General features: G+C 68.2%; 13 protein-coding genes. 6 read left to right on the plus strand and 7 right to left on the minus strand.

Features of this window, described 5'->3' with window-relative positions:
- Nucleotides 1–156: 156 nt before the first annotated feature.
- Entirely contained in the window at nucleotides 157–1215 is a 1059-nt protein-coding gene (locus tag AC1ROX_RS00585) for an alpha/beta fold hydrolase (protein WP_493121425.1), read from the minus strand.
- Nucleotides 1196–3640, minus strand: coding sequence for a DUF3772 domain-containing protein (locus AC1ROX_RS00590; RefSeq protein WP_493121427.1), 2445 nt, complete (start codon nucleotides 3638–3640; stop codon nucleotides 1196–1198). Before AC1ROX_RS00590 ends, AC1ROX_RS00585 begins: the two co-directional genes overlap by 20 nt.
- Before the next feature lie 236 nt (nucleotides 3641–3876).
- Between AC1ROX_RS00590 and AC1ROX_RS00595 the strand changes: the two genes are divergently transcribed.
- The 3 genes from AC1ROX_RS00595 to AC1ROX_RS00605 are packed head-to-tail and all read left to right on the plus strand — an operon-like array spanning nucleotide 3877 to nucleotide 6068.
- On the plus strand, nucleotides 3877–4980 hold the full coding sequence (locus AC1ROX_RS00595; protein WP_493121429.1) for a malate/lactate/ureidoglycolate dehydrogenase: 1104 nt from the start codon (nucleotides 3877–3879) through the stop codon (nucleotides 4978–4980).
- Between the two features lie 33 nt (nucleotides 4981–5013).
- The gene (locus AC1ROX_RS00600) at nucleotides 5014–5634 is read left to right on the plus strand and encodes a glutathione S-transferase (RefSeq protein ID WP_493121431.1); all 621 of its coding nucleotides are present in this window, start codon (nucleotides 5014–5016) and stop codon (nucleotides 5632–5634) included.
- Nucleotides 5631–6068, plus strand: coding sequence for a cupin domain-containing protein (locus AC1ROX_RS00605; RefSeq protein WP_493122499.1), 438 nt, complete (start codon nucleotides 5631–5633; stop codon nucleotides 6066–6068). Before AC1ROX_RS00600 ends, AC1ROX_RS00605 begins: the two co-directional genes overlap by 4 nt.
- A gap of 98 nt (nucleotides 6069–6166) precedes the next feature.
- Here the strand turns inward: AC1ROX_RS00605 and yddG are convergent, their stop codons facing one another.
- A complete protein-coding gene (gene yddG / locus AC1ROX_RS00610; RefSeq protein WP_493121433.1) occupies nucleotides 6167–7048 on the minus strand; it encodes an aromatic amino acid exporter YddG in 882 nt (293 codons plus the stop codon).
- 88 nt (nucleotides 7049–7136) lie between these two features.
- On the opposite strand from yddG, the gene AC1ROX_RS00615 reads away from it, so the two are divergent.
- Nucleotides 7137–7886: a DUF1499 domain-containing protein gene (locus tag AC1ROX_RS00615; RefSeq protein ID WP_493121435.1), complete on the plus strand. Its 750-nt coding sequence runs from the start codon at nucleotides 7137–7139 to the stop codon at nucleotides 7884–7886.
- A gap of 3 nt (nucleotides 7887–7889) precedes the next feature.
- Here the strand turns inward: AC1ROX_RS00615 and AC1ROX_RS00620 are convergent, their stop codons facing one another.
- From AC1ROX_RS00620 to AC1ROX_RS00635, 4 genes are all read right to left on the minus strand, one after another.
- The gene (locus AC1ROX_RS00620; protein ID WP_493121436.1) at nucleotides 7890–9320 is read right to left on the minus strand and encodes a sensor histidine kinase; all 1431 of its coding nucleotides are present in this window, start codon (nucleotides 9318–9320) and stop codon (nucleotides 7890–7892) included.
- A gap of 9 nt (nucleotides 9321–9329) precedes the next feature.
- The gene (locus AC1ROX_RS00625) at nucleotides 9330–10754 is read right to left on the minus strand and encodes a dihydrolipoyl dehydrogenase family protein (protein WP_493121438.1); all 1425 of its coding nucleotides are present in this window, start codon (nucleotides 10752–10754) and stop codon (nucleotides 9330–9332) included.
- Between the two features lies 1 nt (nucleotide 10755).
- A complete protein-coding gene (locus tag AC1ROX_RS00630; protein WP_493121440.1) occupies nucleotides 10756–11463 on the minus strand; it encodes a TVP38/TMEM64 family protein in 708 nt (235 codons plus the stop codon).
- Nucleotides 11464–11542: 79 nt separating this feature from the next.
- On the minus strand, nucleotides 11543–12190 hold the full coding sequence (locus AC1ROX_RS00635; RefSeq protein ID WP_493121441.1) for a glutathione S-transferase family protein: 648 nt from the start codon (nucleotides 12188–12190) through the stop codon (nucleotides 11543–11545).
- A 228-nt stretch (nucleotides 12191–12418) separates the two neighbouring features.
- Here AC1ROX_RS00635 and rpmH point away from each other — a divergent pair, with 228 nt between their 5' ends.
- Together rpmH and rnpA are read left to right on the plus strand one after the other, a co-directional pair.
- A complete protein-coding gene (gene rpmH, locus AC1ROX_RS00640) occupies nucleotides 12419–12553 on the plus strand; it encodes a 50S ribosomal protein L34 (RefSeq protein WP_068199953.1) in 135 nt (44 codons plus the stop codon).
- A 5-nt stretch (nucleotides 12554–12558) separates the two neighbouring features.
- The gene (rnpA, locus tag AC1ROX_RS00645) at nucleotides 12559–12930 is read left to right on the plus strand and encodes a ribonuclease P protein component (protein WP_493121443.1); all 372 of its coding nucleotides are present in this window, start codon (nucleotides 12559–12561) and stop codon (nucleotides 12928–12930) included.
- Nucleotide 12931: the final 1 nt, after the last annotated feature.

A 12931-nucleotide genomic window follows, 5' to 3' on the forward strand; every position in this document is an offset into this window, starting at 1 on the left:
GGGCTCTTCGGTGATAGCGAGCGGCGCTGCCCGCACCGTGTCATCCCGAGCGCAGCGAGGGATCCTTAGCGATCTCTGATCAAGGATCCCTCGCTGCGCTCGGGATGACACCTCGTACTCAGATCGCTGACCTGTATTTGATCGTACAGAAGGACGCTAATCCTTCTCCGGCACGACAGCGGGCTGGACCGCATTGTCGCTGGCCGCATCCGCGTCGGGTTCCACCGGCGCAGCCGTCTGCGGCGGCAGCGGGGCGTTGGCGATGAAGGCGGCGACCACCGCGGCGGTGGCGCGCGGCGCCTCCTCCATCGGGTTGTGGCCCAGGTTCTCGAAGATCTCGAGCTTGGCGCCCTTGATGTCCTCCTGGAAGCGGAAGGCGTCGGCTACCGGCACCCAGCGGTCCTTGGCGCCCCAGATGATCAGAGTCGGCACGTCCATGCGCTTGAGCGGCGTGGGATCGAGCGGCTCCTGGGTGCGGGCGCGCTGCAGGGTCGCTTCGCGGTTGCCGGGGAAACGCTGCAGCTCGGCGTAGCGCTTGATGCGCTCGGGCGTCACCATCGCCGGGTTGGCGTAAACTTCGTTGAGCGAGCGGCGGACCAGCCCCTCCGGCTTGAAGTAGATGCCGATATCGCCGACGACCGGGGTGCGCGCCAACCGGGTCGGCAACGGCGCCTCGCCGCCCTGGCGCGGATAGCCCGCGGCATCGACCAGCACGAGCTGGATGACCCTGTCGGGCCGCGTCGCCGCGAAGGTCCAGGCGACGGCGGCACCCAGCGAATGGCCGGCCACGACGACCTTGTCGAGACCGAGCGTGTCGATCAGCACCTCGATGAAGTCGGCATAGGCCTCGACGGTATATTCGTCGCGCGGCCAGGCGCCGGTCAGGCCATGGCCCGGCAGGTCGACGGAGATGACCCGCGCTTCCTTGCCCAGCTCGCGCGCCCAGCCCTCCCACATGTGCAGCGAGCCGTTCGAGCCGTGGATCAGCAGGATGGGCACGCCATCGGGATTGCCCTGCTCGCGGACATGGGCGTTGACGCCGCCGACATCGACGAAGCGCGAGCGGTCGTTGGCGTATCGCGCGATCAGCTGCTCGGGCGGCAGCGACGGCGCGTAGGCCCACATCGCAACACCCGCGAACACGGCGGCACCAAACAGCAGGTAGAGCGGCCAGCGCCGTCGCGGCGCTTCGTCCCTACGGCGCCGCGGCGGCATCGCCCGGCCTTTCCCCCCCGCCTTGCTTCATCTCCGGCGAAGGGTCCGCGTGCAGCGAGAAGTTCAGCCTGTCGAGGCCGCGCACCTTGAACTCGGGCACAGGGCTGGGATCGATGATCTTGTTTTCGATCACCTTTGCCAGAATCGCGCGGTTGAGGTCGTTGGTGACGATCAGGCGGTCCTCGAGACGGGCCACGAACACGAACAGCTCGAATTCGAGTCCGTCAGAGCCGACCTTGACGAAGCGCACGATCGGTCCCGGCACGCGCAGCGCGCGGGCATGGCCCAGCGCCGCCTCGCGCAGGATACCCTCCATGAGGTCCACGTCGGTGCCGACCGGAACGGTGAGCTTGATCTCGATGCGGCTCGACGTGTCGGAATAGGTGCGGTTCACGACCGGGTTCTGCAGGAAAAGGCTGTTGGGCACGATGACATGCGTGCGCTGGAAGGTCTCGATCTCGGTGGCGCGGATGTTGATGCGCCGCACGAAGCCCTCGTGGCCGCTCACCGTCACCCAGTCGCCGGCCTTGATCGGCCGCTCGACCAGCAGGATGACGCCGGAGATCACGTTGTTGGCGATGTTCTGCAGCCCCAGGCCAATGCCGACCGACAGCGCGCCCAGCACGATGGCGAGGTTGGTGAAGTCGACGCCCAGCGCGCCGATCCCCACCAGGATGGCGATCATCACGCCGGCATAGTTGAGGCCGGCATCGATCGACTGGCGCAGCGGCATCGGCGCGTCGACGGTCGGCATCACCCGGTCGCGCACGACACCGCGCACCAGCCGCGCCAGCAGCATGCAGACGAAGAACGCCACGATCGCCATGCCGACATTGCCCAGCGAGATAGTGACGCCGCCCACCTTCACGCCGCGCAGGAGCTGGCCGAAGCCGTCCATGATCGCTTCCGTGTCGACGCTCCAGGCGGCGGGAATGGCGATCGACAGAAGCGCGACCAGGAGCGCGTCGAACAGCAGCAGCACGAGATACTGGCCGCGCAGATCGGTGTCGGCTGCGAGGCCGAGGTTGCGGCGCAGCCAGGCGCCGGACGGCGAGCCCGGCGCGGCGGCCGCGTCCAGGAGATCGGCCGCGAGGCGATGCAGCAGCAGGGCGATGGCGATCAGCAGGCAGGTCGTCGATATCGCCGAATGCAGATGCGCGCCCAGGGTCGCATAGCCGATCAGCGAGAAGAGGATCGACGACATCACGGTGACGACCAGCGCGAGGCGGGCGAACGTCCACCAGCTGCCGCCGATCATCGGCGGCAGCTCGGAGCCTTCGGGCCGGGCCGCCTGCCAGGCGCGGTTCGAGAGGGCCGGCAGGCTGAGTACCGCCACCACGCTCGTCAGCACGACGGCGCCGATCGCGGCCACGGCGTCGCGGCCCTCGCCCCGGCTCAGCGCCAGGTAGACGAATTCGAGCGGCAGGCTGACCGAGAACAGGCGCCGCAGCGCCTGCGACAGATACTGGGCGCTGTCGTCGGTGAGCGGCAGCACGCGCCATTCGGGTCGCGCCGGCGAGAGGCCGGCCGCGGTCAATCCGAAAACCAGGAACAGCACCACGAGGCGCCCGACGGCTTCGGGGATCAGCGTGTCGATCGGCGACGGCGGATGACTGGCCAGCAGCAGCTTTCCGAACAGCCATACCGCCAGTATGGGCACCAGCACGCGGCCCAGCCCGTCAATGGCGGTCGTGATGGTCTGGTCGCGCTGCGCGTCGATGTGGGTGCCGCCGCGGCCGAAGCGGCGACGCAGGGCGCGGCCGACCCACCACAGGACGATGGTGATCGCCGCCCACAGGCCGAGCGGCACCAGCTCGGGGCTTCCCGATCCCAGGGTGAGGAAGCCGTCGCGGCTCCAGGTCGCCATGGCCTTGGTCAGCGTTTCAACGGACGCCACGAATTGCGGGCCGACCTTGCGCCAGACGCCGGGCGAGAGCGGCGAGGGATCGCGGCGCAGCAGGGTCCGCAGCACCAGCTCGCCGCGCAGCTTGGTCAGGCGCTCGAGAAGCTGGTCGGCCCGGGCGATCACCACCTCGCATTGCTTGGCCCGGCTTTCGGCGACCGTCGCCTGCTCGGTCAGCCGCTCGCGCTCGGCCTTCACCGCATCGGTCTCGGGCGGCGCGTCCGCGCCCGGCTTCAATTCGAGCGGCGCCAGCAGCCTCTTGGTATCGGCAAGGTCGGTGCGCGCCAGCGCGGCGGCGGCCATCGCTGCCGACCGCACGTCGGTCGCTTGCTCGCGCAGGCCGTCGATCTCGACCGGCAGCAGGTCGGCCTGCTCCGTGCGCGCCGAGATACGGTCGAGCTGGCGGCCCCACAATTCGATGAGCTGGCCGAACGGGCGCTGCGGCGGCGGCACGGTCTGGGCCGAGGCCGCAACGCTGGCGAACAGCAGCACGAGCCACGCGAGGCGGGCTAAAGATCGCATTCGGTGCGCGATTCCCGGAAACGATGAAAGGGTTTGGTCCACTACCACGGCCGGCCCGGACCGGGCCACGCCGCTGACCGTGTCTGGCCGCGCACAAGGGCGAAATCAGGGCGTCTTCCGGCCCGCCCCCCTTTGGCGGTCAGATGGCGGTCGGGAGCGGCTGTAACCGCTTCGTCGTTGACAGACACGTGACGACGCGGAACCTTGCCGCCCGAAAAGTAAAGGGGAGAAAAGCTATGGCCGAGGGCCAAGGTTCCGTGGGCGAAGTTCGTATCCAGCCCGACCGCCTGCACGGTTTCACCATGGCGATCTGCCGGGCCGACGGAAGCTCCGACGAGGAAGCGAAGCTCGTCGCCGACCATCTCGTCCTCGCCAACCTGTACGGTCACGACAGCCACGGCGTCGGCATGATGCCATCCTATATCCAGAACACCATCAACGGCGCCTGCAAGCGCAACCATCACGCCAAGATCGATCGCGACAACGGTGCGGTGATCGTGGTCGAGGGCGGCGCGGGCTATGGCCAGGTCATCGCCAAGGAGGCGATGGATATCGGCATCGAGCGCGCGAAGAAGCACGGTGTCTGCGTCGTCGGCCTGAAGAACTCCCATCACATCGGCCGCATCGGCCATTGGGGCGAGCAATGTGCGCGCGCCGGCATGGTGAGCACGCACTGGGTGAACGTGCACGGCCACAAGTCGCTGGTCGCGCCATTCGGCGGCGCCGAAGCGCGCTTCACCACCAACCCCTACTGCACGGCCATTCCGCGCAAGGGCCAAGAGCCGATCGTGCTCGACTTCGCGACCAGCCAGGTGGCGATGGGCAAGGTGAGGGTCGCCAACAACAAGAAGATCCAGATGGAGGAAGGCCTCCTGATCGATGCCGCCGGCAACGCGACCACCGAACCGGGCGTGATGTACAACCCTCCCTACGGCGCCATCCTGCCGTTCGGCCTGCACAAGGGCGGCGGGCTGGCCGTGATCTGCGACCTGCTGGCCGGCGCACTGACCGGCGGCCGCACGCACAGCCCGCGCACGATCAAGAAGAACGGCACCGACATCATCAACAACATGCTGTCGATCATCATCGATCCCGATGCGATGGGCGGCACCGCGTTCTTCGAGGACGAGGTCGACACCTTCATCGGCTGGGTGAAGTCGGCCAGGCCGCAGCCCGGCGTCGCCGAGGTGCTGGTGCCGGGCGAGCCCGAGCGGGCGCGCAAGCTCGACCGCGAGAAGAACGGCGTGCCGATCGACACCACCACCTGGCAGCAGCTCGTCGACACGGCCCGCAAGGTGCGTTTGAACGACACCGATATCCCGCAGATGGCCGGCGCCTGACGCGACCGGAAGACGACAGGAGAGAGACCGACCATGGCCAAGATGAAGCTCTACTACTCGCCGTCGTCGCCCTATGCCCGCAAGGTCCGGGTGCTGGCGATCGAGACCGGCCTCGACAAGAAGATGGACCTGGTGAACGTGGCGCTGACGCCGGTGGCGCCCAACGCCGATGTCGACAAGCACAATCCGGTCGGCAAGATCCCGGCCCTGTCGATCAAGAACATGGACCTCTTCGACTCGCCGGTGATCTGCGAGTATCTCGACAGCCAGCACAAGGGCCGCAAGCTGTTCCCGCGCAAGGGCCGCGACCGCTGGATGGCGCTGCGCCAGCAGGCGATGGCCGATGGCCTGCTCGATGCCGCGCTGCTCGCCCGCTACGAAGGCTTCCTGCGGCCGGAGGAGAAGCGCTGGCCCGACTGGTCGAAGGGCCAGATGAAAAAGATCGACGGCGTGCTCGACCAGCTCGAGGCCGAATCCAAGGCGCTGAAGGGCAAGCCGAGCATCGGCACCGTCTCGATCGCCTGCGCGCTGGGCTATCTCGACTTCCGCTTCGGCCATCACGACTGGCGCAGCAAGCGGCCGAAGCTCGCCAAGTGGTTCACCGCCTTCGCCAAGACGCCGTCGATGAAGGCCACTGTTCCGCCGCCGGCCTGATTCTCGTGACCGCTGACGAGATCATCGCCCGCCTCGGCCTGCAGCCGCATCCCGAGGGCGGACATTATCGCGAGACGTTCCGCGCCGCCGACCCCTCGGGCGAAGGCGGTCGCGGCGCCAGCACGGCGATCTTCTTCCTGCTGAAGGCGGGCGAGCGTTCGCACTGGCACCGGGTCGATGCCGACGAGGCCTGGCATCATTATGCCGGCGCACCGATCGAACTATCGTTGAGCGACGATGGCCGCACCGCCCGCCATCTGCGCCTGGGCAGCGACTTCGGCCTGGACGAGACACCGCAAATCGTCGTCCCGCGTGGCGTCTGGCAGGCCGCTCGCTCGCTCGGCAACTGGACCCTGGTCGGCTGCACCGTGGCCCCGGCCTTCGAGTTCGCCGGCTTCGAGATGGCTCCGCCGGGCTGGCAGCCGGGCAAATAGTGCAATGGAGCGCGCCCACTCCAGTGGCGCTCATGTCTTTGCCAATCGATGAAGCATGAGCGCCACTGGAGTGGCGCGCTCCAATGTGGCCGCTTCGTCTAACGCTTCCAGAGGTCGCGCGAAGCCAGCACGGCGCCGACGGTGACCAGCAGCGCGGCGGCGATCAGCGTGCCGGTCGGTTCGGCCAGTCCGAAGGCGACCAGGATCGCCGTCGACAGGATGGGCGTGGCGTAGGAAAGCGCGCCCAGCGCGCGGATGTCGCCGCGCTTCACGGCATGGTCCCAGAAATAGAAGGCCGAGCCGGCCGGGCCCAGACCCAGCGCCAGGACCGCGAACCAGGCTGTGCCGGTGGCAGGCCACACCGTGTGCTCGAAGGCGAGATGGCAGACGAGCGACAGGAGCGCCGAGGCGGCACAGAAGGCGGCAATGGCATCGGTCGGCGTTTCACCGAAGCGGCGCGACAGCACGGAATAGATCGACCAGGCGAAGGCGCAGCCCAGCGCCAGCAGGTAGCCCAGCGCGTGGCTGTCGGCGAAGGTGAGGCCGCGGCCGAAGGCCAGCAGCACGACGCCGGCGAAGCCCAGGGCCGCGCCCGCGAGGTGCGGCCAGCCCAACCGCTCGCCCGCCAATGGTGCGGAGAGCAGCACGATCAGCAGCGGCCATAGATAATTGATAAGATTGGCCTCGGCCGGCGGTGCGAGCTGCAGGGCGGCGAAGTAGAGTGCGTGGTAGCCGAACAGGCCGCCGATCCCCAGCAGCCAGACGCGCATTGGCCAGCCGACCAGCCCGGCCCAGCCGACGCCGTTCGCCCGGGCGCGGACGATGCCGATGGCTGCACCGACCGCGAATGTCATGGCGACCATCTGGAACGGCGGGATCGGCCCGGCCAGCACCGAGAGCAGGGCGAGCGAACTCCACAGGCCGATCGAGATCAGACCCGCCGCCATGGCGCGGCGGCGGACGGTATCGGTTGTCGTCATCGCCGCCGCATAGAGAATGAAGCGCGGATTGTCGAGAAGATGCGCCGGTTTCGTTTCACGGTTACGATGCGATTGTAGCGGAGCCTGGATGTTCGTTAGGCCGACCAATCCGATCAGTCATCGACTGGCGCGTATCTCATTCATTCTCGCGACCGTCGGGTCGCTGATCGTAGCCGTTTCCGGACCGCTGCACCGCTATCTCGGCCTCGACATCGAGGCGGCGATCGCCGTCTTCCGCTATGGCTTCTATCTGACGGTCGCCGGCATCGCCCTGGGCCTCGCGACGATCCTGCCGTCCCGTCCCGGTGACCGGCGTCGCGGATTCGTCGCCGCGTTCCTGGCGATCGTGATCGGCCTCGCCGGCGCCTGGGTACCCCTGCACTGGTTCCTGGAAGCGCAGTACCGGCCCGCCATCAACGACATCACGACAGACACCGCCAATCCGCCGCCGCTCGTGGCGACGGCGCAGTTGCGGCGCGGCGCGCTCAATCCGCCCGCCTATCCGAAGGAAAGCGGGCCGATCCAGCGCGCGGCCTTCCCCGACATCGAACCGGTCGTGCTGGCCGTGCCGCCCGACGAAGCCTTCAGGCGCGTCGACCGCGCGGCCACGGCGCTCGGTTGGGAGATCGTCGCGCGTGTTCCCGCCGATGGCCGCCTCGAAGCGATCGCGACCAGCCCGTGGTTCGGCTTCCGCGACGACATCGTGGTCCGCATCCGCCCGCAGGGCACCGGCAGCCGCGTCGATATCCGCTCCAAGAGCCGCATCGGCGAGGCCGATCTCGGCGGCAACGCCGACCGCGTCCGCGCCTTCATTGCGAAGCTGAAGAGCGAGAGTTGATGGCTACGTAAGCGGCAGGGTGAAGCAGAAGAGCGTGCCCTGGGCGTTCGATTCGATCAGGGCGATGTCGCCGCCGTGCAGGCGCACGAGATCACGCGAGATGGCGAGGCCCAAGCCGGTGCCGCCCTGGCGACCGCCGGTGGTGAAGGGCCGGAAGAGCTGGGTGGCCACGGCCGGCGGAATGCCCGGTCCGTTGTCCGAGATTTCGAGAAGCAGGAAGCCGCCGTTGCGCCGCGCGCGGACGGTGACGCTGGTCGCGCCGGCCTCGAAGGCGTTGCGCCCGAGATTGATGAACACGCGGTAGAGCACGTCACGGTCGCAGCGCGCCAGGCCGCCATTGCCGATCTCGTTGACCCAGCTGCGCAGCTGGTTGGGATCCTTCTCCTCGCCCTGCTCCTGCAGCGCGATGCCGACCTCGTCGACCAGGTCGGCGAGATCCACGTTTGCAAGCTTGGGTGATGGTTTCTCGCGGACATATTCGATGGCGTCGCTGGCCAGGCGGGCGGCGCGGTCGATCGTGTTGAGGATGGTCGGCGCCAGCGCGCGCGTGCGCGCGTCGTCGCTGCGCGCCAGGCGGTCCGACAGCAGGCGCGCCGTCGAGAGCATGTTGCGCAGGTCGTGGTTGATCTTGTTGGTCGCGGCGCCGATCTCGGCGAGGCGCGACTTCTGACGCAGCGAGATGCGCAGCTCGCGCTGCAGGATCTGGAACTCGCGGTCGACGACGCCGATCTCGTCGTTGCGCCGCACCGGCCCGCGCTCGGCATCGGCCTCTTCCGGCGCGCGGCGGAAGGCGATCATGGCGCGGGACAGATCCTGCAGCGGCCGCACGACCAGCCAGCGCAGCGCCAGGTAAAGCAAGGCGGCCGTGAACAGCGCGATGATGATCGACAGGATGAGGATGCGGCTCGTGTAGCCGTACATGGCGGCGCGCATCGGCGCTTCGTCGACGACGATCCAGACCATGGCGCCGGGCAGGCGCATCGATTCGCCGCCCACCCGGATGAGATGCGAACCGTCCCGCGCCATCGCTTCCAGCGCGTCCCAGATCAAGCCGAGGGCGCCGCGGTCCTTGAGGTTGAAGCCCAGCATCTCCGGCCGCGGCTCGATGTTCATCAGCGCGCGCTTGGGCTTGTTCGGCTCGACCAGCACGACGGCCTCGACGCGGGCATGCGCCAGCAGCGAGCCCTTCACCTGTTCCGTCACCATATTGTCGGGCGTGGCATCGAGGGCGAGCGCCGCCAGGGTGCCGCTCTCGATCAGCTGCTCGAGATAGACCAGGCGGAAGCGCGCGATCGAGGGCAGGAAGATCGCGACCTCGGCCGTCATCACGGCCACGATCACGAGACCCAGGATCCGCCACGACAGGCCGAAGGTCGCGGTTCGCCGGCGCGCGGGGCGGGCGGTTTGGGCCGGCAGGGTGACGTCGGCGCTCATCCGGCAATCCTACCAGACCGGCAATCGGGCGAGAAATCGCACGAGGCCGCGGGTGCGCGGGCCGAACAGCGTCTCGGTGTAGTAGCTGCCGGCGGCCCGCTTGGCGGTCTCGCCGAGCGTCGGATAGGGCGGCACGAAGCTCGCCAGGGCCGAGATCTTCAGGCGGCCGGAGAGGGCGAGGCACCAGCTCTGGATCAGTTCGCCGGCCTGCGGCCCGGCGATCCCCGCGCCCAGCACGCGGCCGCGCCCATCGGTGACGACCTTGACCAGCCCGTCCGTCTCGCGCTCGGCCTGTGCGCGATCGTTCTCGGCAAATTTCCAGCGCAGGACCTTGATGCCGTCGCCGTGCTTCGCGCGCGCGTCGCGCTCGTTGAGGCCGGCCTGCGCCAGTTCGGGATCGGTATAGGTCGCCCAGGGCACGATGCCGGCATCGAGCTTCGCCGGCGCTCGGAATAGTGCACCGCGGATGAACAGCGAGGCCTCGTAGCCCGCCATGTGCGTGAAGGCATAACGGCCGTTGCAGTCGCCGATCGCCCAGACGTTGCGGTTGGAGGTGCGCAGCGAATCGTCGACCGTGATGCCGCGCCTGTCGTGGGCGACGCCCGCCTTGTCGAGATCGAGGCCGTCGACCGTGGGCGTGCGGCCCGTCGCGACCAGTAGATGCGAGCCCTCGATGCGGTCGCCGCTTTCCAGCACGGCGGCGATCCCGTTGGCCGTGCGCTCGACCTTCGCCGCTCGCGTCTTCTCCTGCAGGTCGATGCCTTCCCCGCGCAGGCGGGTGATTACGATGGCGGCGAGTTCGGGATCGTCCTTGGCCAGGCAGGTCGCCGCTTCCAGCACCGTGACCTTCGACCCAAGACGCCGGAAGGCCTGCGCCATCTCCAGCCCGATCGGGCCGCCACCCAGCACCACGAGATGCGAGGGCAACGTGCGGTTGGCGAAGATCGTCTCGTTGGTGAAGTGCGGCACCTCGTCGAGACCAGAGACCGGTGGCAGCGCCGGCCGCGACCCCGTCGCCAGCACGATGCGCTTGCTGCGGATGCGATGGGGGCCTGCCTGCACTTCGGTGCGGCCGGTGAAGCGCGCCTCCTCCTGCAGCACGCGCACGCCGAGCTTCTCGAAGCGCTCGACCGAGTCGTTGGGGGCGATGGCCGCAATCACGCCGGCGACATGATCCATCACCTTGCCGAAATCGACGATGGGCTCGACCGGCGCGATGCCGAAGGCCGCACCGCTGCGTTGTGCGTGCGCCGCCTTCGCCGCGGCGATCAACGCCTTCGACGGCACGCAGCCGAAGTTGAGACAGTCGCCACCCATCAGCGCGCGCTCGATCAGCACGACGTCGAGGCCGAGTTGCGCCGCGCCCGCCGCCGCCACCAGACCGGCCGAGCCGCCGCCGACGATGCAGACGTCCGGGGTGAGCAGGCTGCTCATCTCAGGCGGAGGGTTGCCGGCGGAAACGGGCGAAGACGACCGGCAGCAGCGCCAGCACGGCAAGTCCCAGCAGCGGCAGCAGGATGTGCCATTCGAAGATGATGCCGAGATTGGGCTGCTCGCCCCGCTTCAGCATGGCGCCGAGGCCGGCGCCCAGGCCCGAATAGATGATCGCGGCCGGCACGATGCCCAGCATCGTCGCGATCACATAGCGCCTGAGCGGCATGCCGAGCAGCGCCGGCACGATGTTGACCAGCCAGAAGGGAAACACCGGCACGAGCCGCAGGAAGAGAAGGTAACTGAAATCGTTGTGTCGGAACCCTTCTTCCAGGCGCGCCAGCGTCGCGCCGGCACGCGCCCGGAAGAGACCGCGAAAGGCGTAGCGTGCGGCGAGGAAAACCGCGATCGAGCCCAGGGTCGCGCCGACGACCGACAGGCCGGCCCCTGGCCAGGTGCCGAACAGGAAGCCGCCCACCGGCGTCGCCACCATGGCGATGGGCAGCGAGAAGGCGACCATGACCGCGTAGGCCAATAGGAAAGTGAGCGCCGCCAGCAGGCGATGATCGGCAACCCATGCCGTCAGCGTCGCCTTGTGGCGGGCCAGCATGTCGAAGGAGAAATAGCGCTCGAGTCCGAGCAGCAGGAAGATGGCCAGCCCCGCCAGCAGGATCGCCACTGGCAGCAGCCGGCGCAGTGTCGATGGAATCATTTGGCCTTTCGTCTCGCCCCGCCGAGATATTGACGCTGCCGGGCCGATCCTCAAAGCACATGCTGTCACGCCTGAGTGACTATTGAGTTGGAATTGGCAGGCCGGGCTCCGTTGCGGCGAAGCTCGGGCGTGCGCCGAGTTGCCGCCACCATGCCGAGAGTCGCGGCCGTGCGGCCAGCAGCTCCATCCCGCGCGCTGACTGCGCGAAGTAGGCGATCATCGCGCCGAGATGAAAGTCGGCGAGGGAGATGTCGGGGCCGGTCAGCCAGGGACCCGCATCGGCCAGGGCTTCCAGCGCATCGAGCACCTTGGCGGAGGCGTCGAGTCCCTTCTGCAGTTCGGCGGCATCGCCCGCCATGCCCATATGAGGTCGAACGACATCGTGGACGAAGACCTGTCGCACCAGCGGCCAGTAGGCGTAGGCATCGACCACGCCGATGATCTGGTCCATGCGCGCCAGCCGCTTCGGGTCCGCGGGTTGGAGGCCGGGACCGGGAAAGGCCCGGTCGAGATAACGGGTGATCGCGCCGGTCTCGTAGAGGGCGAAGCCGTCGTGCACGAGGGTGGGCACCCGGCCGAACGGATGCAGCGCCAGATAGGCGGCCGGCACGTCGGCGGCGAACGGGTTCACCTCGGCCCGCTCATAGGCCACGCCCTTTTCCGCGAGGACCAGGCGGGCGATCCGGACGTAGACGCTGTAGCGGTAGCCGTGAAGGAAGAGGGTCATTTGGGATCCGAGGTCGAAACTGTGTCATCCCGAGCGTAAGCGAGGGATCCTTCACTATTGCAGCACAAGGATCCCTCGCTGCGCTCGGGATGACACTATCTACTAAGGTGCGTTTGTGTCGTTGAGCCCTCGTTGACTCTGAAGGGTCATACGCTTATTACCCTCGCCTTCGGAATTTGCCCCCGGCGCACCGCGCGGGGGCCTTGTTGTGTTTTAAGGAGTTGCGTCATGAAACGCACCTATCAGCCGAGCAAGCTGGTGCGCGCTCGCCGTCACGGCTTCCGGTCCCGTATGGCGACCGTCGGTGGCCGCAAGGTCATCGCCAACCGTCGCCGGTCCGGCCGCAAGCGTCTGTCGGCCTAGTTCTATTGGCCGCGGCGCGCCTCGGGCGTCTGCCGAACCGTAGCGATTTTCTACGCGTCCAGGCCGGGCGGCGATGTGCCATGCCCGGCTTCGTGCTGCAAACGGCCCCCGTTCCTCCCGAACTCGACTTTCCCGCCATCCGGGTCGGTTTCACCGTCACCCGCAAGGTCGGCAATGCCGTAGTCCGCAACCGGGTCCGCCGCCGCCTGCGCGAGATCGCCCGGCAGGTGATCCCGGACACGGCGCGGGCCGACCACGACTATGTGCTGGTGGGCCGCCAGGGCGCCCTCGGCCGCGACTTCCTCGCGATGCGGGCCGAGCTGCAGGAGGCACTTCGGCGTCTAAAGGTGCTTGCGACGCCCGTAGCGACGCCATGAC

The organism is Reyranella sp. GW821-FHT14A01 (assembly GCF_058803965.1).

Bases quoted from the DNA above. Each gene is read 5' to 3' on its own strand.
- AC1ROX_RS00585 (WP_493121425.1), bottom strand. From the start codon at position 1,215: ATGCCGCCGCGGCGCCGTAGGGACGAAGCGCCGCGACGGCGCTGGCCG.
- AC1ROX_RS00590 (WP_493121427.1), bottom strand. From the start codon at position 3,640: ATGCGATCTTTAGCCCGCCTCGCGTGGCTCGTGCTGCTGTTCGCCAGC.
- AC1ROX_RS00595 (WP_493121429.1), top strand. From the start codon at position 3,877: ATGGCCGAGGGCCAAGGTTCCGTGGGCGAAGTTCGTATCCAGCCCGAC.
- AC1ROX_RS00600 (WP_493121431.1), top strand. From the start codon at position 5,014: ATGGCCAAGATGAAGCTCTACTACTCGCCGTCGTCGCCCTATGCCCGC.
- yddG (WP_493121433.1), bottom strand. From the start codon at position 7,048: ATGACGACAACCGATACCGTCCGCCGCCGCGCCATGGCGGCGGGTCTG.
- AC1ROX_RS00615 (WP_493121435.1), top strand. From the start codon at position 7,137: ATGTTCGTTAGGCCGACCAATCCGATCAGTCATCGACTGGCGCGTATC.
- AC1ROX_RS00620 (WP_493121436.1), bottom strand. From the start codon at position 9,320: ATGAGCGCCGACGTCACCCTGCCGGCCCAAACCGCCCGCCCCGCGCGC.
- AC1ROX_RS00625 (WP_493121438.1), bottom strand. From the start codon at position 10,754: ATGAGCAGCCTGCTCACCCCGGACGTCTGCATCGTCGGCGGCGGCTCG.
- AC1ROX_RS00630 (WP_493121440.1), bottom strand. From the start codon at position 11,463: ATGATTCCATCGACACTGCGCCGGCTGCTGCCAGTGGCGATCCTGCTG.
- AC1ROX_RS00635 (WP_493121441.1), bottom strand. From the start codon at position 12,190: ATGACCCTCTTCCTTCACGGCTACCGCTACAGCGTCTACGTCCGGATC.
- rpmH (WP_068199953.1), top strand. From the start codon at position 12,419: ATGAAACGCACCTATCAGCCGAGCAAGCTGGTGCGCGCTCGCCGTCAC.